This window comes from Martelella limonii (assembly GCF_013344475.1).
Taxonomy (GTDB): domain Bacteria; phylum Pseudomonadota; class Alphaproteobacteria; order Rhizobiales; family Rhizobiaceae; genus Martelella; species Martelella limonii.
On record NZ_JABUOU010000002.1, the window covers coordinates 453,780 to 476,091 of the forward strand.

The following is a 22,312-nucleotide window of genomic DNA, read 5'->3' on the forward strand; positions in this document are numbered from 1 at the left end:
TTGCGGCCCCTGTCGGGAAACGGTAATGGCGACAAGGGGTTCAACGCTTACGGGAAGCCATGTCACATTTCCAGGTCGTCATCGGGTTGTTTCGCCGTTTCAAGCTGACGGTGCAGATGATGCTGACGGCGCTCGCTCTTGCCGTCACGCTGTCTTCAGCGCATGCCCAGACGGCCGAGCCGCGACCGCAGCCCTCCGAGCTCCGCGTCGGCGTGCACGCCCTTCCGCCCTATGTGATGCGGGACAGGGATGGAAGCTGGTACGGCCTCGGCATCGATCTTCTCAACTCCGTCACACGCCGGCTCGGCACCACGTATCGGCCGGTCGAAATTCGTCCCGAAGAGATGGTGGCTGCCGTCGAAAGTGGCCAGATCGACATGGCGCTCGGCGCGGTTCCGATCAATGCGGATGACGAGGCGGTCATCGATTTCACGCTGCCCTATTACAGCGGCGACCTCGGTATCGCGCTTCGGATCGTCGACAAGCTGGGACCGAAGATCATGTTCCAGCTGCTGTCCTCACCGGCCTTTCTCTACATGCTCGGTCTTCTGACCGGTCCGGTCTTCGTCATTGGCGCGCTGATCTGGCTGCTGGAGCGCCGGGCCAATCCGGAACAGTTCGAACCGCGTCCGGCCCGCGGCGTCTTCTCCGGCTTCTGGTGGGCAACCGTGACGATGACGACGGTCGGTTACGGCGACAAGGCGCCGGTCACGTTTCTCGGCAGGCTGCTTGCGATGTTCTGGATGTTTGCGGCCTTGATCCTCGCCGCGATCACCACCGCACAGCTTGCAGCAGGACTGACATCCTCGCTCAACTCCAATTTCGTGGACAATATCGGCGATCTGTCGGGCCTTGACGTCGGAACGGTAAGCGAATCGGCCGCGGCCGCCGAGCTTGACCTGCTCAACATCACGTCCACAACGTTCAACAGCGTCGATGAGGGCCTCGATGCGCTGGACCGCCATGATATCGACGCCTTCGTCTACGACCGCGCGATCCTGCAATGGGCGCTGAAGGGATACAGCGCGCTCTATCTGACCAATCTTCAATTCTTCCAGCAGAATTACGGGTTGATCGTGCCGCAGGGCGATCCGTCGCGCGAGGCGATCAATATCGCGATCCTGAAGACGCTTGGGACCGAGCAATGGCACCTGACGGTCGAGCGCTACCTGCCCTCCGACGCCAATTAGAGAACTGGACGTCGATCTGGGTCCGATGCGTTAGTTCTGCTGGCCGATATAATCCGTCATGCCCTTCACCAGCGCGTCGAACACCACGCGGCAGCGCGGCGAGCGTCGCAGATCCTCATGCATGGCAACCCAGACCGGCAGCGCGAACGGGATCTGACCTTCAAGCACTTCCGCCAGCCGGGCATCGCGCAGTCCGAGCGGTCGCTGGCAAAGGCCGAATCCGCAGCCGGCGCGGATGGCTGCGAGCTGGGCAAGGTTGCTGTCGGAGCGCAGGTTGAAGTCCGGGAGGGCAAGCTCTGGAAAGGCCTTCAGCACATCGCGGACATAGCCGAGTTCGCGGTCGAAGCCGATCGTGGGCAGGTGCCTCAGATCTTCGGTGGACTGCGGCGTACCGTGGCGGGCGATGACATCCTTGCGGGCAAAGCAGCCGATCTCGATCTTGCCGACATGGCGCACCACCAGAGCGGCCTGGGTGGGCTCCACCAGCCTCAGTGCGATATCGGCCTTGCGGCTCAGGAGATCCTCCAGCGCGTCGGAGACCGAAAGTTCGATGGCGAGGCGTGGATGAGAGGCCATTACCGGGGCAACAATCTCCGGCAGCACTTCGATTGCAACGACATCGCTGGCGCTGATGCGGACGCTGCCGGAAATCGCGTCACGCGTTTCGGAGGCGGCTCTGCGCATCGCGTCCGCCGAGGCGGCCATGGCTTCGGCGAGGGGCTTCATCGCATGGGCCGTGTCGGTCGGTTCCAGCCCGCGTTGGGAGCGGGTGAAGAGCTGTTGGCCCGCCTCGCGCTCCAGCGCCTCGATATGGCGCCCGATCGTGGGCTGGGTCAGACCCAGAAGCCGGGCCGCGCCGGACAGGGAGCCGGTTTCCAGGACGGCCAGAAAGGTGCGGTAGAAATCCCAGCTCTGTGTGTTCATGGATTTATGTATATCAGGCGCACATTTTTATACAATTCCGTTTAGGTGTTACTGCGCTGATATTCTCCTCGACCTCAACAGAAGGAGAATGTAATGACCGAAATGACCCGAAAGCCTGTGGCGCTCATCCTGGGGGCGACAGGCGGTGTTGGCGGTGCGGTTGCGCGGGCGCTGCTTGCGCGTGGCTATCATATCCGCGCGCTCCATCGCGATCCGTCGCGATTGTCTGAAAAGCGGACGGACTATGAATGGCTTAAAGGCGATGCGATGCGCCACGAAGACGTGGAGAAGGCAGCGCAGGGCGCGGAGCTGATCTTCCACGGCGTCAACCCGCCCGGCTACCAGAACTGGAAGTCGCTGGCGCCTGCGATGCTGGAGAACACGATTGCCGCGGCGCGGATGTCCCGTGCCCGCATTCTGTTTCCCGCAACGATCTATAATTTCGGGCGGGATGTGTTTCCGTCCCCGCGCGAGGACAGCCCGCAGAACGCCACCACCCGCAAGGGTCGCATCCGGATTGCGATGGAAAGGCGCCTCAGGGAGGCGGCCGATGGCGGCACCCAGGTGATCCTGGTGCGCGCGGGTGACTTTTTCGGCGGGGATGCGGCCGGCAACAGCTGGTTCGGACAGGTGGTCAAGCCGCATGCGCCGCTCACCCGGATCACCAATCCCGGAAGGAAGGGCGTTGGCCATCAGTGGGCCTATCTGCCGGATCTTGCCGAAACCTTCGCAGCACTCAACGACAGGGCAGGGCAGCTTCCCCCCTTCGCGAACTTTCATTTCGAGGGGTTTTACGACGCCGACGGGATGGAGATGGGACAAGCGATCCGCCGCGTCGCCGGCGATCCGAAGCTGAAGATCGCGCGCTTTCCCTGGTTCGTCGTGCCGCTGCTTGCGCCATTCGTGACGTTGATGCGCGAACTGCTGGAGGTGCGCTATCTGTGGAGGGAGCCGCTGCACATGACCAGCGAAAAGCTCGTATCCGTCCTCGGCCACGAGCCGCGCACGCCGCTCGAAAGCGCCCTCGGGCAGGCACTCGAGGATATTGGCGTGACGCCGAAGCGACCTGCTCCGGGCGCGTTGCCCGTCAGAGCCCCAGTATCGAAAGCATGATGAAGGTCGCAAACAGCACGAAATGGGTCATGCCCTCGATCGCGTTGGTCTCGCCGTCATTCACATTGATGGCGGCGGCGATCAGCGTAATCGCAGCCATGGTGATCTGAACCGGGGTCATCGCCATGGTAAAGGGCTGGCCGGTATAGAGGGCGATCGCCTCGATCACCGGCACGGTCAGGATGACGGTCGAGAGCGAAGCGCCAAGTGCAATGTTGACCACGGCCTGCATGCGGTTGTTGAGTGCCGCGCGGATCGCGGTCAGGATTTCCGGTCCGGCGGCGATCGAGGCGACCAGAATGGCCGTCAGCGCAAGCGGCGCCCCGGTTCCCTCCAGACCGTCATTGAGGAAGGCGGACATGAATTCCGCCAGAAGGCCGATGACCGCAACGCCGACGAGAATGATCGCAACCGACTTGGCGGTCGAGCCCTGCTCCTCCGCATGGCCCTGTTCTTCCTGCGGCTTGGTGCGCATCTTGGGGTAACGGTAAGAGAAGAAATAGCTGTGCTGGCCAACCTGAAGCTTCAGGAACAGCGCGTAAAGCGAGAGCATGGCAACGATGGTGAAGGCGGAATAATAGGTCCAGCTCGCCTCCGGAATGAAATCGGGAACCACCATCGATATGCCCATGGCCGTCAGGATCATCACCGAATAGGTCTTGCCCGAGTCGTCGTTATAGGGCTGCTCGCCATGCTTCAGCCCGCCGAGGAGCGCAGCAAGGCCGAGGATGCCGTTGATGTCGAGCATAACGGCGGCATAGATCGTATCTCTGACGAGCGTCGGCTGGCCGCTTTCGGTCATCATGATGATCAGGATCAGCACTTCGACCGTGACGGCCGAGAGCGTCAGGATCATGGTGCCGTAAGGTTCGCCGGCCTTGGCCGCGAGAATTTCGGCGTGGTGGGCCACCCGCATCGAGGCGCAGGCGATGGAGACGACGAGAAGGCCTGCGGCAATGAGCGAGAAAACCTGCCCGGCATGCATCACGTCATGTTCAACGAAAAAGGCAATGGCCCCCACCGGCAGCGCCTGCAGAAGCAGGATTTCACCGCGCAAAAAATTCAGCATCGATCAGTCGTCCCCGTGATGGCGCCGCAGGGCGCCAGTGTGTCCCACGAAAGCTTTGGACGGTGGCGTCAGCCGCCGAGCGTGGGGTAGTCCACGTAGCCCTTGGCTTCGCCACCGAAAAGCGTTCTCTGATCCAACGCATTCAGCTGCGCATTGATCCGCAGGCGGCGCACCAAATCCGGATTGGCGATGAAAGCGCGCCCGAAACAGACGAGGTCGGCACGCTCCTTCTCCAGGGCGTCAATCGCAAGCTGGCGGTCATAGCCATTGTTGACCATCCAGGCGCCGGAACCATCGGTGCGGTAATAGGTTTCCCGCATCTCTTCGTAATCGAAGGGGCGGGGGCCCTGGGAGTAGCTGCGATCGCCCCCGGTCGCGCCCTCGATGATGTGGATATAGGCGAGATCATAGGCGCTGAGCTGGCTTGCGAGATAGTTGAACAGCGCCTGCGGATTGTCGTCCTGAATGTCGTTGGAGGGCGCCACCGGCGAGAGCCGGATTGCGGTGCGCCCGCCGCCGATCTCGCGCGAGATCGCGCCGACGATGTCGAACATGAAACGCGCCCGGTTCTCGATCGGCCCGCCGTAAAGATCGGTGCGCTGGTTGCTGCCGGACCGCAGGAACTGATCGACCAGATAACCGTTGGCGCCATGGATCTCGATGCCGTCGAAGCCCGCTTCCATGGCTCTCACGGCTGCGCGACGATAGTCGTCGATGATGCCGGAAATCTCGAAGGGCTTCAGAGCGCGCGGCATCGATGTCTCGATGAAATCGCTGGTCTGATCCGAGTAGACGACAAAGGTCTTGGCGCGGGCCTGGACGGCCGAAGGGGCCACCGGCGGGTCGCCGAAGGGCTGCAGCGATTTGTGCGATACCCGGCCGACATGCATCAACTGGCAGAAGATCTTGCCCCCGGCCTCGTGAACGGCGGTGGTGACGTGGCGCCAGCCCTCGACGGCGGTATCGGTGTAGATGCCCGGCGCGTTGGAATAGCCCTGGCCCTGTTCGGTGATGGCGGTTGCTTCGGAAATGATCAGGCCGGCGCTGGCGCGCTGGCGGTAATATTCGACATTGAGTTCGTTGGGGACCGATTCCGGGGACCGGTTGCGCATCAGCGGCGCCATGATGATGCGATTCTCGATGGTGACATCGCCGATCGTAATGGGATCAAAAAGGTTAGCCATCGAATTCCTTCCCCTGGCGGGTCGCGCGCTCAATCTGTAGCGGAAGCCCGGTGTCGACGCAATTTTCTGAAAGTCCCGCGATATCCCGAGCGCTACACCAACCGCTCTAGCGCAGAAACCGAAAAAAAGCGTTTACGCATGTTAAACGCCAGCAAAACACAGAAAAGAGCATAAAAAAAAGGGCCACCAGATGGGGCCCTTGTAAGTGTGAAGGTAAAACCTCCAGAGGGGAACAGCTGCTGCAATACGACTCGCAAGCCGTATCGAAACGCATCAGCTATTATTTGATATGGTTCTTTTTTGTGCGCAATGCAATAGTTTTCATCGCGCGTTGCGAAAAAAAACACCACAGAAATACAGGCAAAAAAAGAGGGCCACCGGAAAACCGGGGCCCTTTGAGTTAGAAGGTCTCTCAAAACCTCCAGAGGGGAACAGCTGCTGCGGTGCACCAGGGAGAAGTTGGGCACCACCTGCATCAGCTGCGTGCTATATGCTCTCCGATTAGGCATTGGACAATGCATTTTTGTGCATGGCTGCCATGCGATTGGCGAAAAATGCTGCAAGTTTTGCTTAAAATTGGAGCGGGTTCGATTTTAGCCTAAAATATAGTCATAAAATGCAAGCCAAAGGGCAGCCTTTTTGTGGCTTTCGCAAGCAGCAGTGAAAACCTCTGGCGGCAGAGGTCTCAGAAGCTCCAGTTGCGGGCCTTGGCGACGATGAAATCGCGGAAGACTTTCAGCTTGGCGGAGTTTTTCAGTTCGTCGGGATAGCAGAAATAGGTGTCGAAGCTCGGCACATCTGCATGGGTGACGAGCTGCAGCAGGCCCGGGTCGCGGCCGACGATATAATCCGGCAGCATCACGATGCCGATTCCAAGAAGCGCCGCGCGCTTGATCGAGGTCAGCGAATTGATCTGCAGATGCGCCGGTCGGGGATTGTCGGGCGAGCGGCCGGCAATTTCGAGCCAGTTGACATCGAGCAGATAGGCCGGTGCCGGTTCGCCGAAGGTGATGATCCTATGATTGTCCAGATCTTCCAGCGCCTGGGGTTCGCCATGCCGGTTTATGTAGGAAGGCGAGGCATAGACATGCATGTGCACGGTGAACAGCTTGCGCTGGATCAGGTCCGGCTGCTGAGGCTGACGCAGGCGGATGGCGCAGTCCGCATGGCGCATGTTCACGTCCAACTCCTCGTTGTCGAGAATCAGCTGGATCTGCATGTCGGGATAGAGCTGCAGGAATTCCTGCACCTTGTCGGTGAGCCAGCCCTGGCCGAGGCCGACGGTGGTGGTCACGCGCAGCTTGCCGGAGGGTTTCTCCTTGGTTTCCGTCAGGCGCGAACGCACGCCCTCGAGCTTCAGAAGAACGTCATTGGCCGTGCGGTAAAGCAATTCGCCCTGTTCGGTCAGAATCAGGCCGCGGGCATGGCGGTGGAACAGCTTGACGCCGACATCCTGTTCCAGCGCAGAGACCTGGCGGCTGATCGCCGACTGCGAAAGATGGAGCTTGTCGGCGGCATGCGTGAACGATCCTGCCTCCGCCGCGGCATGAAATATCCTGAGCTTGTCCCAGTCCAGAGGCATGCTCGTGCTTTTCATAAACCTTACTCCGCGGCAGCCAGGGTGCCGGTTTTCAGCGCTGCCAGAAAACGTTCAGCCTCGAGAGCCGCCATGCAGCCCATGCCGGCGGCGGTCACCGCCTGCCGGTAATTGTCGTCGGTGACATCGCCGGCGCCGTAAACGCCCTCGATGCTGGTCTTGGTCGTGCCCGGTTCCGTCCACAGATAGCCATTCGGCTTCAGCCGCAGCTGGTCGCGGATCAGGGAAACCTGGGGCGTATGGCCGATCGCGATGAACACGCCATCCGCCGGAATTGTCTGCTTTTCGCCGGTCTTGACGTTCTTCACCTCGACGCCGGTGACGGACGGCGGCAGCGGCGGCACGGCGGTGGTGCCGACGATATCTTCCACCGCATGGTCCCAGACGACCCTCACATTTTCGAGCGCGAACAGGCGTTCCTGAAGAATGCGTTCGGCGCGGAAACTGTCGCGCCGGTGAACCACCGTCACGGACTTTGCGATATTGGCGAGGTAGAGCGCCTCCTCGACTGCGGAATTGCCGCCGCCGACGACCACGACATCCTTGCCGCGATAGAAGAAGCCGTCACAGGTCGCGCATGCTGATACGCCGCCCCCGTTAAAAGTCTGCTCGCTCTCCAGGCCAAGCCACTTCGCCTGGGCACCGGTGGCGAGAATCACCGTCTCGGCGGTCCAGACCTCACCCGAATCGGTGGTTGCCGTGAAGGGGCGCTTCGAGAGGTCCAGCTTCGTCACGATATCGTTGATGATTTCGGTGCCGACATTCTCGGCCTGCGCCAGCATCTGTTCCATCAGCCACGGGCCCTGGATCGGCTCGGCGAAACCGGGGTAGTTCTCGACATCGGTGGTGATCGTCAGCTGGCCGCCCTGCTCGAGGCCTGCAATCAGCACCGGCTTCATCATTGCGCGCGCGGCGTAGATGGCGGCGGTATAGCCGGCCGGGCCTGAACCGATGATGAGCACCTGCGTATGGTGGTCTGCCATGTCTGAATCCTTTTGAGCGCACCGATGACGGTACGCCGCTCTAATTGCAAGTCTTGCCCCATTTATGGCTGCCAGGGGCTTTCTTTCAAGGTCGCGCGGCGCGCTACCAACAGCCGATTTCATTCTGTTGAAAGAATCTGGCTGCATGTTGTAATAAAATTGCTTATACGCCTGTTTTCCCGCCTCAGGAGCCATGAATGCGCGCCGATCTCGATTCCGTCGATCTTAAAATCCTGCGTGAGCTCCAGCGCGACGGCCGCATGACCAATGTCGAGCTTGCCGAGCGCGTCGGCATCTCCGCACCGCCGTGCCTGCGCCGGGTGCGCCGGCTGGAGGAAACGGGAATCATCGAAGGCTACATTGCGATGCTGCACGGGCCGAAGCTCGGCTATGATCTCGTCGCCTTCTGCATGGTCGGCCTCAAGCATCAGTCGGAGGTCGAGCTCAAGGCATTTGCGCGGGCCACCGAGGACTGGCCGATCGTGCGCCAGGCCTGGATGACCTCCGGTGAAACCGATTTCCTGCTGCACTGCGTGTGCGAGAACCTGATGCAGTTCCAGGATTTCGTGATCGAGGTGCTGACCGCCAATACTCATGTCGACACCGTGCGCACGATGCTGACGATCCGCCAGATCAAGAAGGAAGGTCTGGTGGCGATCTAGGCTTCCAGCAGGGCTTGATAAGCCGCGAATTCGTTTTCCAGCATCTGTTCGACCGTGAAGTTTTCGAGGATATTGGCGCGGCCTGCCTGCCCCATGGCGCGAAGGCGTGCCGGGTCTGCGAGCGCTGCATCGATGGCCTCGGCAAGCGCCTTTGCATTTGCCGGTTGCACCAGAAAACCGGTTTTCCCTTCGATGATGGTCTCCAGGCTGCCGCCATGGGCGGTGGCGATCACGGGCGTTCCCATCACCTGAGCCTCGATCGCGACGCGGCCAAAGGCCTCCGGGCGGGTAGACGTCGAAACCGCAAGGTCCGAAGCCGCCATGACCGCAGGAATGTCCCTGCGGCTGCCGGTGATCGTCACCCGTTCGGAAAGGCCGTGCTCTTTCACCTTCGCCTCAAGTTCGTTGATGATGCCCTGGTTGCCGGAGCCGACGATCGCCAGCCTGAATGCCTTGTTTTCGCAGAGCGCCATCGCCTCGATCATGTAGCGATGGCCCTTCCAGTCCGTGATCCGCCCGACGATCGTGACAAGTGGCGTATCGCCCGCAACACCGAGCGCGGCCCTGACCCTTGAACGCTCATCGGCGCTGACGAGGTCAGGGTTGAAGATGGCGGTATCGACCCCGCGCTGGGAGACGATGATCCGTTCCAGCGGAAATCCGTAGACAGATACGATATGGTCGCGGATGAAGCCCGAATTGGCGACAACCACCGGTGCCTTCAGCATCACGCTGTTATAGGCGCGCTTGAACCGGTTGCCGTGGCTGTAGACGCCGTGAAAGGTGGTGAGAAACCGCGGCTTGCGCCGCGATTGCCGGCAGGCAAGCCATCCCGCCCAGGCCGGCGCACGGCTTCGCGCATGCACCAGATCGATCCCGTTTTCATCGATGATGCGCGCGAGCCTTCTGGCGTTGGAAAGGATCGCGAAGGGCGATTTCCTGCCGACATCGAGGTTGATATAATGGGCATCGGTTGCGGCGAGTTGTTCGGTGAGGGGACCTCCGGAACTGACGACCCAGTTTTCGATCTTCATTTGAGACAGATAACCGGCCATCTCGACCGTTCCACGCTCGACGCCGCCATCGCCGAGAGCCGGGAGAAGCTGCAGGATTTTCGGAGACGGGCTTCTCATGAAAAGAGTGGCCTTTCAATGAATGCGGACAAGTTGTCGTGTTTTGCCAAGTTCGCGCTTGCTCAGCAGGAAAGTGAAGTTAAAAAGGGTTGCAAACAAGAGGCAGGCGGCAATTGCCGCCAGACCTTTGCAAAAAAAAAAGGCGAGAGCACGGATCGGCTGGCGTTGGATGTGCCACATTCCATCCATGGCTGACAAGTATTTCGCATGGGGCACTCCAGTCCTTGGAGGCGCCGAACTTTCGAGGAACTGATCGTGCAGACCATCGTGTGCATAAAGTGGGGAACGCGCTACCCGGCGGACTATGTGAACCGCCTGTGGTCTATGATCAGGCGCAACACCAGTCGCCCGACACGGCTGATCTGTTTTACAGAAGATGCGAGCGGGATCGATCAGGCGGTCGAGACCAGACCGCTGCCCGATATCGTCATTCCGCAATCTGTCGCCTGGACCCCGTGGCGCAAGATCTCGCTGTGGCAGGCGCCCCTTTTCGATCTTTCGGGCGATGTCCTGTTTCTCGATCTTGACGTGGTCATCACCGGCAGCATCGATTGCATGTTCGATTACAAGCCCGGCGCGTTCTGTGCTTGCGAGAACTGGACGCAGCTCGGGCAGGGGATCGGCAATACCTCGGTGTTCCGCTGGCATATCGGCGATCACACCCATATTTTCGATGACTTCGAGGCGGACGGCGAGGGGATCTGCCGGAAATATCGCATCGAGCAGGTCTACATCTCGGCCGTCATTGATCGGATGGAGTTCTGGCCGAAGGAATGGTGCGTGAGTTTCAAGCACACGCTCGTCCCGACCTGGCCTCTCAACTTCTTCAAGGTGCCGAAGCTTCCGAGCACCGCGCGGATCGTGGCGTTTACGGGAAAGCCTGATCCTGACGAGGCTGCGATCGGCGAATGGCCGGTGGAAAAGGCCTGGAAGAAAATCTACAAGCACGTGCTGCCGACCCGCTGGATCGACGAGAACTGGTGCTAAGACGCGCCGCTGCACCGTCAACCCGTGCCATTGATGTCAGCCAAAGAAAAAAGCCGCCTGACCGGTATTCTCCGGATGGCGGCCTTTGGACCTCAAACGGAGGCGCGACGCTTGCTCTTCATCGCATAATAGGGCGTGCGCTTGTGGTTTACCGGCTTGCCGACGCTGTGTCGTTCCTTGAACAGGCGCTTCTTCGGCACGGAGCCTTCGCCGGCTGTGCTGTGACCGGAGAGGAAGCCCAATCCGAACGCGATCAGGCCCACAAGGGCAACGGCCGATCCGCTGGCTGCGGGGTGGGTGCGGGCGGTCTTCGCGAGCGCGCCGACCTCATCGCGCACTGCGGCGCTCGCGCGCTCAACGGGGGATTTCTGCGAAAAGCCGAGGCGGTCGATCAGGTCACTCGCCGAAGTCTTGCTGTCGAACATCGATATTCTCCCTTGCGGTTTTAGAGACCGTCGCAGGAAATTGCGGCGGAAAAAGAGGCATCGCGGCGCGCCCGAAGGCAGCACCGCGAACTCAAAATCTATAACGCTAAACAAGGGGCGCCGGTTCCTTGAAGAACCAAGCCGACGCTTGACGATCCATTCAGATGAACAGCATGGCCGCGATGAAGATGAAGGCGGCGCCGATCAGGATCGTATGCAGGGAACGTGAAAAGGTCATATCGTCTCCTCCATTTATGGTTACGAATATATGACGATTTTTCCCCTGCGCAAAGCGAATTTGTTGAAGCGGTGCACAAACTGTGGCGGAACGGCGGCACGGCGCGCAGGTCGGATTTTCTTCGGCGGACGACTAGATCAGCAAAAACAGCAGCATAAATGGTTACCGGCGCGGCGGCTCCTGCTTCCGTAACGCGACTATTTTTTTTGAGAGCCTGATGGCGCTTGAGCTTTTTGCGGGTTCGGCCCTATGTTTGTTCTATCAGCAGGTTTGAAAGGAATTTGATGGAGCAGGTTGTCCAAGAAGCCGTGACCCATGCGGGCTCTCACGGCGGCAATTTCGCGGCCGTCGCTCTTGTGATCGCCATCGCAGCGCTTGCGGGCCTTGGCTTTCTCTGGCTCAGGCAGCCGCCGCTGGTCGGTTTCATTCTGGCCGGCATCCTGCTCGGGCCCACTGGCATGGGCCTCATCGAAAACAACGACAGCGTTGCGTTCCTTGGCGAGATGGGCGTCGTCGTGCTGCTGTTCTTCATCGGCATGGAACTGTCCATCAAGGCCTTCGTCATGTCGCTCCGACAGGCGCTGCTGGTCGTCGGCGGCCAGCTTGTCAGCGCTGCATTGCTGGCGATCATGATCGGCCTGGTGCTTGATGTGACGACGCGCGAGATTGTCATTCTGTCTTTCGTCATCGCGATTTCGTCCACCGTTGTGGCCATGAAGATGCTGGATGAGATGGACGCGCTGCGCGGCGATGCGGGCCGGATCGCCGTTGGTGTGCTGATCGCGCAGGATATCGCCGTGGTGCCGATGCTGATCTTCGTCTCGAGCTTCGGCGGCGAGGGTTTCGACATCATGACCACGGCGGTCAGGGTTTTCGTCGCGGTGGGCATCATGGCGGGCCTGCTCTGGTATTTCGGCCGGTTCGGAAAGCTGAAAGTGCCGTTTGCCGCCAAGGTGGAAGACAAGGTCGAACTGCTGGCGCTGGGCGCGCTCGCGCTCTGCTTCTCGGCCGCCGCGATCTCTGGCGTCGCAGGCCTGTCTCCGGCCTATGGCGCCTTCCTGGCGGGTATCTGCATTGGCAATTCGACCCTGCGCAGCCGGGTCATTCCGGTGGTCGAGCCGATCCAGAGCGTCCTTCTGGTGATCTTTTTCCTGTCGATCGGCCTGTTGATCGATCTTGGTTTCATCTGGGAGCATCTGGCCATCGTGCTGCTGGCGTCCGTGGCCGTCGTGGCGGTGAAATCGGTCCTCAACGTAATGCTGCTGCGCTGGACCGGCTCCTCGCCGCAGACCGCGCTGATCGCCGGCCTGTCGATGGCGCAGCTTGGGGAATTCTCCTTCGTGCTTGCCGCTGCAGGCCTTGCCGCGAGCGCGCTGAGCGAGGATCTCTACCGGCTGGTGATCGCGGTAACTGCAATCACGCTGCTGGTCTCGCCGGTCTGGGTGTCGGTCATGCGCAGGGTGCAGGTAACATTGACGGAGGGTCTCGAGAGCTATCGCAACGCCCTTGCCATTGCCTATGCCCAGGAATTGCGTGAAGTGGGAAGGGGCAGGGCGTTTCTCGGCGGCATGGTGGCAGGCTCACGCGCCCGGCTGATCGCCTTCAACCACGCGCGCCGGGAACGTCGCCGCAAGAAGGCGGAACGCCGTGCCGAGCGGAAAGCCGCGAAACAGAAGGACGCGGCGACGGCAGAAGCCGTCAAGCAACCGGACGATCACGTCTGAATGTCGCAGACCCTGCCGCCGATGTGGCTGGCAGACAAATCTCCGCACTCATGCGGATTGCGGAAGGGGCGAGCCAGTCATGCCTGCCGATGATGCAGGCCAGAAACGCAAAAAAAACGCGCGGGCCTGAGCCTACGCGTTTTCAAAAAACTCAGGAACTGCGCAAGATTACTTGATCTTGGCTTCCTTGAATTCAACGTGCTTGCGCGCTATCGGATCGTATTTGGTCTTGACCATCTTATCCGTCATCGTGCGGCTGTTCTTCTTGGTAACGTAGAAAAAGCCGGTGTCTGCCGTCGACAGCAGCTTGATCTTGATCGTTGTTGCCTTTGCCATTTTATTCCGCCTTCAAGAGCAATCCGCTATCCTCATCGGAAAACGGAACCGGTACGCCCGGACTTTATCTGAAAATCGAGAAGCTTTCGGTAGGAAAGCTTCGCCTGCTCGCCGGGCCGAAGGCCACAGCAAAATCTGGCGGGACACTACGAATCCTGGCGTAAAAGTCAATACAACCTTTTCTGAAAAGCCAAACTTGGGGCAATTCTTGGCAGATGCGTTGCAGTTTCGGCGATTTTGGGCGAGGTAGGGAGCCATCGGCCAGCTCGTCTGGTGCACGGAACCGGATGGCGCCAATGATTCCCTGGGTAGAACTTGATACCGCCGACATACCCGGAGAGACGACGACCCTCCGCCTCAAACGGCGCGGCGAGGAATTCTCCATCATGCTCGGCGCCAACGAGTTGATGAACAGCAGGCTGTCGGGCTCCGAAGAGGCGCTGGCGGAGCTGTCATGCGAGAAACTCGCCGGACGAAAGAAGCCCGTCGTTCTGATCGGCGGACTTGGTATGGGGTTCACGCTGCGCGCTGCGCTTGCCGTTCTGCCGCCGGATGCAAGGATTATCGTCGCCGAACTGGTGCCGGCCGTGGTGAAGTGGGCGAGGGGGGAGATGGCGTCGGTGTTTTCCGGCGCGCTCGACGATCCGCGTGTCGAAATCCACACCGGTGACGTCGTATCACTGATATCATCGTCTAGGGAAGCATACGATGCCATTCTGCTCGATGTGGACAACGGTCCCGATGGTCTGACGCGCGGCAGCAACGACAAGCTCTATGATCTCGGTGGGCTTGGCCGCGCGCGCAAGGCGCTGAAGCGCGGGGGCGTGCTGTCGGTCTGGTCTTCGGCGCCTGATCCTCGATTTACTGCAAGAATGGCGAAGGCCGGATTCGCGACCGAATTAAAGATGGTGAGGGCTAACGCAAAGCGACGTGGCGCAAAGCACGTCATCTGGCTGGCTGTGCCGGCAAGCGAGCAAAACTGACTGTCAAAAGTCGTGGCTTATCGCGAAATTTGATGGCTACTATGACAGAGGTTCGCCCATGACGACGACCGATCAACCAACGATCGCGCTGACATGAAGACAAAGCTGAGAAAAATCATACGCTTCATGGATACGGCGGATCTTTTTTTTGCTGTGTTCGATGAGAACGACATTCTGGTCTACGCGAACCAGTGTTACCGCGATGCATTCTTTCTGACTGCGGATGAATACCCCTGGTGGGGAGAGATGATGCGCCGCAACCATCGAGAGCGGCGTGGCACCGTGGTTGCGACGGATGACTTCGAAAGCTGGCTGAAAGGAACGCTGTCGCGACGCGGCAAGGTGCCGTTCCGCGCCTTCGAGACGGACGTTCATGACGGGCGCTGGCTGTGGATGACGGAAAGCGTCGACGAGGATGGCTGGATGATCTGCATCGCCAGCGACATCACCGCGCTGCGCGCCCAGGGACGGTCGCTTCGACAGGAGCGGGATCAGGCGCTCCGCCGGTCTCTGACGGACGACCTGACAGGCATTGCCAACCGGCGGTTCGTGATGGAGCGTCTGGCAGACATGTTATCAAGAGGAACGGCCTTCACCCTCCAGAAACCCGGCTGTTTCGCAATCCTCGATCTCGACAATTTCAAGCAGGTCAACGACCGTTTCGGCCATTTTGCGGGCGATCGCCTGCTGATCGACTTCGCGCGCGAAATTTCCGCGCTGGTGCGTAGGACGGATTGCTTCGGCAGGCTGGGCGGGGAGGAATTTGGCCTGGTGCTGCCTGCGACATCCGGCGAAGAGGCCGCCGTCATCGTCAACCGCATGCTTGAACAGATCAGGGCGATGCGGCCCTTTCCCGAGCATCCGGATTTTTCCTATTCCTGCTCTGCAGGCGTTGCTCCCGTGGTGCCGGGTGAGGAGCAGACCGAACTCTACGCCCGCGCCGATCTGGCGCTTTACCGCGCCAAGCGGGAAGGCAAGAACAGGGCCTGCATCGCCGATCAGTAGTCGGCGGGCCGGTCTTCGCCCTTGCCGTCGAAGCCGTGCATCTTCAGCGCCCATTGCAGGCCAACGACGCCGCCCTTTATCGGCTGGATCATGGCAAAGGCGGCGATGGCCGTCAGCGGCACCCAGATGGCGAGATGGACCCAGTCGGGCACATCCATCAGCTCCGCTCCCGCCATGTAGCCGCCGACGATGAAGTGGCCGAGAACCAGGATGACAAGATAGGCCGGCAGGTCATCTGCGCGGTGGTGGTGAATTTCGGTGCCGCATTCCGCGCAGGCATCGACCGTTTTCAGGAAGCGGCCGAACAGCTTGCCCTTGCCGCAATTGGGGCAACGGCATTTCAGCCCGTTGATGATCGCGGGCATCAGCGCGCGTTCGCGCTTGTCACCATATCTTTGATGATCGCTCTGGTCGGCCATGCGTTTCTCCCTGACGCCCGACTGTTTCAGAACGGCGCGCCAAAGGCAATCTCCGTCCGCGGCCGTCTCAGCCGAGGCGGCCGGTCTGGCCGCGATCGCGCAGATAATGATCGGCGATGGTGCATGCAAGCATGGCCTCGCCAATCGGCACGGCACGGATGCCGACGCAGGGATCGTGGCGGCCCTTGGTGCGCAACTCGACTTCCTTCCCGTCCCGGTCGATGGACTGACGCGTCGTCAGGATCGAGGAGGTGGGCTTGACCGCAAACCGTGCGACGATGGGCTCGCCCGTCGATATGCCGCCGAGAATGCCGCCCGCATGGTTCGACAGGAAGCGCGGCCGGCCGTCATTGCCGATCCGCATCTCGTCGGCGTTTTCCTCACCCGTCAGTTCGGCCGAATTGAAGCCTTCGCCGATCTCGACGCCCTTGACCGCGTTGATCGACATCAGGCCGGCGGCAATCTCCTGGTCGAGCTTGGCATAGATCGGCGCGCCAAGGCCTGCCGGAACGCCTTCGGCGACAACCTCGATCACCGCCCCGACCGATGAGCCCGCCTTGCGGATCTCGTCGAGATAGGCTTCCCATACGGGCACCATCTCGGCATCCGGGCAGAAGAAGGCATTGTTGTCGACCTCGTTCCAGTTCCAGTTGGCGCGGTTGACCCTGTGCTTGCCGATCTGTACCAGCGCGCCACGATAGCTGACATCGGGCAGCACCTTGCGGGCGAGGGCGCCGGCTGCAACGCGCGCTGCCGTCTCGCGCGCGGAAGAACGTCCGCCGCCGCGATAGTCACGCAGACCGTATTTCACGTCATAGGTATAATCGGCATGGCCGGGACGGTATTGACGCGAGATTTCGCCGTAGTCCTTGGAGCGCTGGTCGGTGTTTTCGATCATCAGCGATATCGGCGTTCCGGTGGTGATGAAGGTGACGCCGTCATCCTGCGGCAGAACGCCGGACAGCACCTTCACCTCATCGGCCTCGCGGCGCTGGGTCACGAACCGCGACTGGCCGGGCTTGCGCCGGTCAAGGAAGGTCTGGATGTCTTCAAGCGTGAAGGCGATGCCGGGCGGGCAGCCATCCACCACGCAGCCAAGCGCCGGCCCGTGGCTTTCGCCCCAGGTGGTGACGCGGAACATATGCCCGAATGTGTTGTGCGACATCAAAAACCTCCGCCGGCGCCGGCCTTTTCGTTTGGCACGGCTCTATAGCAATTGCTCATCCAGGGAAAGACCGGGGGCCGCGTTCGTCGATCATCCGACGTGCGGGGCCATGCCTGCGGCGCGCAGGAAGCATGCCATGTTCCCCACCCGGCGAGGGCCGTGACGTTTCATTCAGGCCGTAGCCCTCGGATGTGGAAAATCCTAGACAACCCATCCGATCGTGCCGGCTTCGGGATCGACGCTCAATATATTGTCCTGCGGGATCGGCAGTTCGGCGGCTTCGTGCGTGCTTGCGCCGCCGACGATCCGGAACAGGGCGCGGATGACACCGCCATGGGCGACGCAAACCGTCGGACCGACAACGTCCTTGAGCCATGCGCCGACGCGCCAGGAGAGGATCTCGTAGCTTTCGGCATCATCGCCCGGCGGCACGAAGGCCCACTTGTCCTGCTCGCGCTGTTCGAGAAGGGCAGGGCTGATGTCTCCGACTTCCTTCAGCGTCCGGCCTTCCCAGTCGCCGAAGGAGAGTTCCTTCAGCCGGTCGTCGGTGCGGTAGAGTTCCGGTGTCAGGCCCATCGAGGCGCGGACCCGCTCCATGGTTTCGCGGGTTCTGGAAAGCGGGCTTGCGACGAAATCGTAAAGGCCCGTTTCCGAGCCGAGGATTTCTGCCAACTGCTTGCCATTGCCGGTTGCCTGGCCGCGACCGGTTTCGTTCAGCGGTATGTCCTTCTGGCCCTGAAGCCTGAAGGCGGCGTTCCAGTCGGTCTGGCCGTGGCGGATGACATAGATCTGCAATGTTCAGGTCCCGTTATGGCTTTGCATCACCTGATCAAATTTCATTACAGTGCGATGCTAAAATTCAGATGGGTTTTTGTGTTTTGCACACTTTTGGGAGGAGCGGCGGGGATTGTCCCGCGCGAAAATGAAAAAGGCGCGGTCATGGCCGCGCCTTTGATCGTCAGTCCTTGACCACCGAGATGTCGGGCGCGTCCACGGCCTTCATGCCGACGACGTGATAGCCCGAATCGGCATGAAGCACCTCGCCGGTGATCGAGGTGGAAAGGTCCGACAGCAGGAACAGCGCGGTGTTGCCGACCTCGTCGATCGTGACGTTGCGCTTCAGCGGCGAATTGTACTCGTTCCACTTCAGGATGTAGCGGAAGTCGCCGATCGCGGAGCCTGCAAGCGTCTTGATCGGGCCTGCCGAAATGGCGTTGATGCGGATGCCGCGGCCGCCGACATCGACGGCCATATAGCGCACGCTCGCTTCAAGGGCCGCCTTGGCGACACCCATGACATTGTAATGCGGCATCACCTTTTCGGCGCCGTAATAGGTCAGCGTGATCATCGATCCGCCGTCATTCATCATCTTCTCGGCGCGGCGGGCAATGGCGGTAAAGGAATAGACCGAGATATCCATCGACTTCGCGAAGTTCTCGCGCGAGGTATCGATATAGCGACCGGTCAGCTCTTCCTTGTCGGAAAAGGCGATGGCGTGAACGACGAAATCGATCTTGCCCCATTCCTGCTCAAGCTTCGCGAACACGTCGTCGATGCTGGCCGGATCGGTAACGTCGCAGTGGCCCGCCATGAGGGCGTTCAGTTCTGCTGCCAGCGGCTCAACCCGCTTCTTCAGGTTGTCGCCCTGCCACGTCAGTGCAATTTCGGCTCCGGCGTCATGACACGCTTTGGCAATGCCCCATGCAATCGAACGGTTATTGGCGACACCGAGGATAATGCCGCGTTTGCCTTTCATGAGGCCGGTTGCTTCCGCCATGTGTCGATGCTCCTTGAAACTCATTTGGTTTCTGCCTATGGCATAGGCGGCTAAACGGTTCAAGCTGGCCTTTCTTTGTGTCACCTGCTTTCGCGATGTAAAAGCGCCTTGCAACGGGGCGCGGTTTGCGCTTCGCTGATTTCGAACCATGCCTCAGGCCTTACGCAGAAATCCGAAGACGATGCGGCAGTGCCTGCGGCAGACAAGACACGATCCGGGAGTGACGAGAATGGTTGACGGGAGCGGCGGCAAGGCCGATTTCACCAAGGAGAGCGATCCCTTCGAACTGTTCGCCAAATGGCTGAAGGACGCCGAGGCAAGCGAGCCGAACGATCCGAGCGCTGTTGCGGTCGCCACCGTCGATGAGGATGGCCTGCCGAATGTGCGCATGGTCCTGATGAAGGAATTCGACAAGAACGGCTTCGTTTTCTACACGAATTTCGAAAGCCAGAAGGGCCGGGAGCTGCTCGGCCAGCCAAAGGCTGCGATGTGCTTCCACTGGAAAACGCTGCGTCGCCAGGTGCGGTTGAGGGGCCCGGTAGAGGTCGTATCCGAAGAAGAGGCGGACGCCTATTTCCAGTCGCGCCCGAGGGGCAGCCGCATCGGCGCCTGGGCGTCGAAACAATCGCGTGCGCTTGAAAGCCGCTTCGCGCTCGAAACGGCGGTTGCGCAGACGACGGCGCGCTACGGCGTCGGCGAAATTCCGCGCCCGCCATACTGGTCCGGTTTCCGGCTGAAGCCGGTTTCGATCGAGTTCTGGCATGACGGCAAGTTCCGTCTCCACGACCGCATCGAATTCCGCCGCAATGCGGCCGAGGGCGGCTGGCACAAGGTTCGCATGTATCCTTAAGAAAGAGGCCGAAGATGACGCGGGAACTGGAAGATCAGGTGGCAGAGGAAGAGCGGACGCTTGTTTTTGGCCGCTTTGACGAGGAAGACGCATGGGATCTCGGTCAGCGGCTGGTTGATCGCGCCATGGCGCACGCAGCCCCGGTGGTGATCGATATCCGCACGCCGAGCAGGACGCTGTTTCACGCGGCGCTGCCCGGTTCTGCTCCCGACAATGATCTGTGGGCCAGGCGCAAGTCGAACACCGTTTTCCATTTTCACCGTTCGTCCTACGCCATCGAGCTGGAACATCGCCGCAAGGGCCGGTCCATCGGGCCGGAGCTCGGGCTGAGCCTTTCCGATTACGCCGACCATGGCGGCAGCTTTCCGGTGCGCATCAGGCGCGTCGGCGTCGTGGCCGCCATCACGGTCTCCGGCCTTGCGAGCAAGGACGATCACGCGCTGATCGTCGGCGTGCTCAGGGAGTTCGTGAAGGCGTAGAATCCGGGATCTGTCCCTCAGGGACGGTCACTGCCGCAAAGCGATCCGGTCTCGCGCGCAAGGACGCTTGCCTCCGACCGTTGCCAGCTTGTCGGAACCGGTTTCTGCATCATGATCAGTGGGAAGGGCAGGCCGTTGTCGTCGGTCGCGCGCCGTTTGATGCCGCAAAAGCCGTGACGGCGGTAGAAGGCAAGCGCGCGGTGGTTGGCGGCGTAGACCTCCAGCAGAAGATGGCCCTTGAGGCGGAAGGCATGGTCGAGGAGCGCTGACCCTATGCCGCCGCCCTGACAATCCGGCGACACGAACAGGCCGCCGATGAAACTGTCGATCAGGCCGACGAAGCCGATCGGCGTTTCGCCGGATACAGCGACCCAGGTTTCCGTTTCCGGCAGGTATTTTTCCGCAACCAGCTTCTTCTGCGTTTCGAGCAGATGCTCTGGCAGGAAGTGGTGCGAGATAGCGGAGGCCGCATGCCAGATATCGGCCAGCACGCGATTGTCATCCGCCCGATAGGGGCGAATGACATGCTCGGATGAAAATGATGCCCCGAGAGGGGAACGGGCTACGCAATACATTGGCGCATTGAGCCCGAAAGCCGTAAACAATCCGCTAAAGCCGCTAAAGCCGCTAAGGCGCGGCTGTCCTCATGCCTGCGTGCCGCCGACGGTGATCTGGTCGAGCCTGAGATGCGGCTGGCCGACACCGACGGGGACCCACTGGCCTGCCTTGCCGCAATTGCCGATGCCATTGTCGAGCGCGAGGTCGTTGCCGACCATCGAGACCCGCTTCATCGCTTCCGGTCCGTTGCCGATCAGGGTCGCGCCCTTGATCGGTGCGCCGATCTTGCCGTTTTCGATCAGATAGGCCTCGGTGCAGGAGAACACGAACTGGCCCGATGTGATGTCGACCTGCCCGCCGCCGAAGGTGACGGCATAGATGCCCTTCTTGACCGAGGCGATGATCTCTTCCTTGGTCTTGTCGCCGGCAAGCATGTAGGTGTTGGTCATGCGCGGCATCGGCAGGCTTGAATAGGATTCCCGCCGCCCGTTGCCGGTGGGGGCAACGCCCATCAGCCGTGCATTCATGCGGTCCTGCATGTAGCCGGTAAGCCTGCCGTTTTCGATCAGCACATTATAGGCGGAGGGCGTGCCCTCGTCATCGATCGAGATCGAACCGCGGCGGCTTTCGATCGTGCCGTCGTCGACGATGGTGACGCCGGGTGCCGCCACCATCTCGCCGACAAGGCCTGAAAAGGCAGAGAGGTTCTTGCGGTTGAAATCGCCCTCGAGCCCGTGGCCGACGGCCTCATGGATCATCACGCCCGGCCAGCCATTGCCGAGCACCACGTCCATGGTCCCGGCCGGCGCCTCGATCGCCTCGAGATTGACGAAGGCCTTGCGCAGCGCCTCTTCGGCGCCAGACTGCCAGTCCTGGCGGGCAAACAGATCGGCAAAGCCATGCCGTCCGCCGATGCCGAAGGAGCCTGTTTCCTGGCGGTCGCCATCGCCGACGATCACCGAAATGTTGAGCCGCGTCATCGGCCGCACGTCGCTGGCGCGGTAACCGTCGGCGCGCAATATGTCGACGATCTGGTGGCTTGCGGCAAGCGAGGCGGAGACCTGCCGCACGCGCGGATCGCGTTCGCGCAAATAGGCATCGATCTCGCCGAGCAGCTGGACCTTCTCCTCGAAGGAGGGCGCGCCGATCGGGTTTTCCTCGGAATAAAGACGCGTGTTGGTGCCGCGCGGCGGCTCGGCATAGGTGCCCGCATAGCCGTTGGTGACGGCCTTTGCGGTTTCGGCGGCCCGCTTCAGGGCGCCCAGCGACAGTTCGCCTGCGTGGGCAAAGCCGCTGGCGTCGCCCGCGACGGCGCGCAACCCGAAGCCGTGGCCGGTATTGAACGAGCCGCTCTTCAGGCGTCCGTCATCAAAGGAGAGCGATTCGCTCTGGGAATATTCGACATAGAGTTCGCCGTCATCGGCATCGTGGAGCGTGTCTTCCACGACCCTCCGGATTGTCGCTTCATCGGCATCGAAATGGCTGAGGAGGTCGCGGTCGGTCATGGTGGT

At 60.9% G+C, this 22,312-nt stretch carries 24 protein-coding genes; 10 read left to right on the forward strand and 14 right to left on the reverse strand.

Annotated elements, in window-relative coordinates; genetic code table 11:
• The first annotated feature begins 59 nt into the window (after nt 1-59).
• Nucleotides 60-1,190, forward strand: a complete 1,131-nt coding sequence (locus tag HPQ62_RS07345) for a transporter substrate-binding domain-containing protein (RefSeq protein WP_174801862.1) — start codon at nt 60-62, stop codon at nt 1,188-1,190.
• A 30-nt stretch (nt 1,191-1,220) separates the two neighbouring features.
• Here HPQ62_RS07345 and HPQ62_RS07350 read toward each other — a convergent pair whose 3' ends face one another.
• Complete coding sequence (locus tag HPQ62_RS07350; protein WP_174801863.1) at nt 1,221-2,114, reverse strand: LysR family transcriptional regulator; 894 nt, start codon at nt 2,112-2,114, stop codon at nt 1,221-1,223.
• Between the two features lie 93 nt (nt 2,115-2,207).
• Between HPQ62_RS07350 and HPQ62_RS07355 the strand changes: the two genes are divergently transcribed.
• Nucleotides 2,208-3,227, forward strand: a complete 1,020-nt coding sequence (locus tag HPQ62_RS07355; protein WP_174801864.1) for an NAD(P)H-binding protein — start codon at nt 2,208-2,210, stop codon at nt 3,225-3,227.
• On the opposite strand, the gene HPQ62_RS07360 is transcribed toward HPQ62_RS07355, so the two are convergent.
• From HPQ62_RS07360 to trxB, 4 genes are all read right to left on the reverse strand, one after another.
• A complete protein-coding gene (locus HPQ62_RS07360; RefSeq protein WP_174801865.1) occupies nt 3,202-4,296 on the reverse strand; it encodes a calcium:cation antiporter in 1,095 nt (364 codons plus the stop codon). The genes HPQ62_RS07355 and HPQ62_RS07360 overlap by 26 nt on opposite strands.
• A gap of 68 nt (nt 4,297-4,364) precedes the next feature.
• Entirely contained in the window at nt 4,365-5,480 is a 1,116-nt protein-coding gene (locus HPQ62_RS07365) for an alkene reductase (protein ID WP_174801866.1), read from the reverse strand.
• 685 nt (nt 5,481-6,165) lie between these two features.
• The gene (locus tag HPQ62_RS07370; protein ID WP_174801962.1) at nt 6,166-7,062 is read right to left on the reverse strand and encodes a LysR family transcriptional regulator VtlR; all 897 of its coding nucleotides are present in this window, start codon (nt 7,060-7,062) and stop codon (nt 6,166-6,168) included.
• Between the two features lie 20 nt (nt 7,063-7,082).
• Nucleotides 7,083-8,060: a thioredoxin-disulfide reductase gene (gene trxB / locus HPQ62_RS07375; RefSeq protein ID WP_174801867.1), complete on the reverse strand. Its 978-nt coding sequence runs from the start codon at nt 8,058-8,060 to the stop codon at nt 7,083-7,085.
• A 197-nt stretch (nt 8,061-8,257) separates the two neighbouring features.
• Here trxB and HPQ62_RS07380 point away from each other — a divergent pair, with 197 nt between their 5' ends.
• Nucleotides 8,258-8,722: an Lrp/AsnC family transcriptional regulator gene (locus HPQ62_RS07380; RefSeq protein ID WP_174801868.1), complete on the forward strand. Its 465-nt coding sequence runs from the start codon at nt 8,258-8,260 to the stop codon at nt 8,720-8,722.
• Here the strand turns inward: HPQ62_RS07380 and HPQ62_RS07385 are convergent.
• Nucleotides 8,719-9,855, reverse strand: a complete 1,137-nt coding sequence (locus HPQ62_RS07385) for a glycosyltransferase family 4 protein (protein WP_174801869.1) — start codon at nt 9,853-9,855, stop codon at nt 8,719-8,721. The genes HPQ62_RS07380 and HPQ62_RS07385 overlap by 4 nt on opposite strands.
• Nucleotides 9,856-9,873: 18 nt before the next feature.
• Between HPQ62_RS07385 and HPQ62_RS07390 the strand changes: the two genes are divergently transcribed.
• Nucleotides 9,874-10,050, forward strand: coding sequence for a hypothetical protein (locus tag HPQ62_RS07390; RefSeq protein WP_174801870.1), 177 nt, complete (start codon nt 9,874-9,876; stop codon nt 10,048-10,050).
• A gap of 60 nt (nt 10,051-10,110) precedes the next feature.
• Nucleotides 10,111-10,842 (forward strand): hypothetical protein, encoded by a 732-nt coding sequence (locus HPQ62_RS07395; protein ID WP_342343681.1) that lies wholly within the window; start codon nt 10,111-10,113, stop codon nt 10,840-10,842.
• Nucleotides 10,843-10,934: 92 nt separating this feature from the next.
• On the opposite strand, the gene HPQ62_RS07400 is transcribed toward HPQ62_RS07395, so the two are convergent.
• Complete coding sequence (locus HPQ62_RS07400) at nt 10,935-11,267, reverse strand: hypothetical protein (protein ID WP_174801871.1); 333 nt, start codon at nt 11,265-11,267, stop codon at nt 10,935-10,937.
• A 522-nt stretch (nt 11,268-11,789) separates the two neighbouring features.
• Here HPQ62_RS07400 and HPQ62_RS07405 point away from each other — a divergent pair.
• Nucleotides 11,790-13,229: a cation:proton antiporter domain-containing protein gene (locus HPQ62_RS07405; RefSeq protein ID WP_174801872.1), complete on the forward strand. Its 1,440-nt coding sequence runs from the start codon at nt 11,790-11,792 to the stop codon at nt 13,227-13,229.
• A 168-nt stretch (nt 13,230-13,397) separates the two neighbouring features.
• Here the strand turns inward: HPQ62_RS07405 and rpmG are convergent, their stop codons facing one another.
• Nucleotides 13,398-13,565: a 50S ribosomal protein L33 gene (gene rpmG, locus HPQ62_RS07410; protein WP_045684232.1), complete on the reverse strand. Its 168-nt coding sequence runs from the start codon at nt 13,563-13,565 to the stop codon at nt 13,398-13,400.
• A 296-nt stretch (nt 13,566-13,861) separates the two neighbouring features.
• On the opposite strand from rpmG, the gene HPQ62_RS07415 reads away from it, so the two are divergent.
• Together HPQ62_RS07415 and HPQ62_RS07420 are read left to right on the forward strand one after the other, a co-directional pair.
• Entirely contained in the window at nt 13,862-14,548 is a 687-nt protein-coding gene (locus HPQ62_RS07415) for a spermidine synthase (protein WP_174801873.1), read from the forward strand.
• Between the two features lie 93 nt (nt 14,549-14,641).
• Nucleotides 14,642-15,553: a GGDEF domain-containing protein gene (locus HPQ62_RS07420; protein ID WP_174801874.1), complete on the forward strand. Its 912-nt coding sequence runs from the start codon at nt 14,642-14,644 to the stop codon at nt 15,551-15,553.
• Here the strand turns inward: HPQ62_RS07420 and HPQ62_RS07425 are convergent.
• The 4 genes from HPQ62_RS07425 to fabI all read right to left on the reverse strand — a co-directional run bounded on the left by HPQ62_RS07425 (nt 15,547) and on the right by fabI (nt 18,914).
• A complete protein-coding gene (locus tag HPQ62_RS07425) occupies nt 15,547-15,972 on the reverse strand; it encodes a DUF983 domain-containing protein (protein ID WP_174801875.1) in 426 nt (141 codons plus the stop codon). The genes HPQ62_RS07420 and HPQ62_RS07425 overlap by 7 nt on opposite strands.
• A 67-nt stretch (nt 15,973-16,039) precedes the next feature.
• Complete coding sequence (gene aroC / locus HPQ62_RS07430; protein WP_174801876.1) at nt 16,040-17,137, reverse strand: chorismate synthase; 1,098 nt, start codon at nt 17,135-17,137, stop codon at nt 16,040-16,042.
• Nucleotides 17,138-17,338: 201 nt separating this feature from the next.
• Nucleotides 17,339-17,932 carry a histidine phosphatase family protein gene (locus HPQ62_RS07435; protein WP_174801877.1) on the reverse strand — a complete coding sequence of 198 codons (594 nt, stop codon included), beginning with the start codon at nt 17,930-17,932 and terminating at the stop codon, nt 17,339-17,341.
• 163 nt (nt 17,933-18,095) lie between these two features.
• Nucleotides 18,096-18,914: an enoyl-ACP reductase FabI gene (gene fabI, locus HPQ62_RS07440; protein WP_174801878.1), complete on the reverse strand. Its 819-nt coding sequence runs from the start codon at nt 18,912-18,914 to the stop codon at nt 18,096-18,098.
• Nucleotides 18,915-19,143: 229 nt separating this feature from the next.
• Here fabI and pdxH point away from each other — a divergent pair, with 229 nt between their 5' ends.
• A complete protein-coding gene (gene pdxH / locus HPQ62_RS07445) occupies nt 19,144-19,764 on the forward strand; it encodes a pyridoxamine 5'-phosphate oxidase (protein WP_174801879.1) in 621 nt (206 codons plus the stop codon).
• A 14-nt stretch (nt 19,765-19,778) separates the two neighbouring features.
• Nucleotides 19,779-20,243 carry a heme-degrading domain-containing protein gene (locus HPQ62_RS07450; RefSeq protein WP_174801880.1) on the forward strand — a complete coding sequence of 155 codons (465 nt, stop codon included), beginning with the start codon at nt 19,779-19,781 and terminating at the stop codon, nt 20,241-20,243.
• Nucleotides 20,244-20,260: 17 nt separating this feature from the next.
• On the opposite strand, the gene HPQ62_RS07455 is transcribed toward HPQ62_RS07450, so the two are convergent.
• Both HPQ62_RS07455 and tldD read right to left on the reverse strand, forming a co-directional pair.
• Entirely contained in the window at nt 20,261-20,734 is a 474-nt protein-coding gene (locus HPQ62_RS07455) for a GNAT family N-acetyltransferase (protein WP_342343683.1), read from the reverse strand.
• A 153-nt stretch (nt 20,735-20,887) separates the two neighbouring features.
• Nucleotides 20,888-22,306 (reverse strand): metalloprotease TldD, encoded by a 1,419-nt coding sequence (tldD, locus tag HPQ62_RS07460; RefSeq protein ID WP_174801964.1) that lies wholly within the window; start codon nt 22,304-22,306, stop codon nt 20,888-20,890.
• Nucleotides 22,307-22,312: the final 6 nt, after the last annotated feature.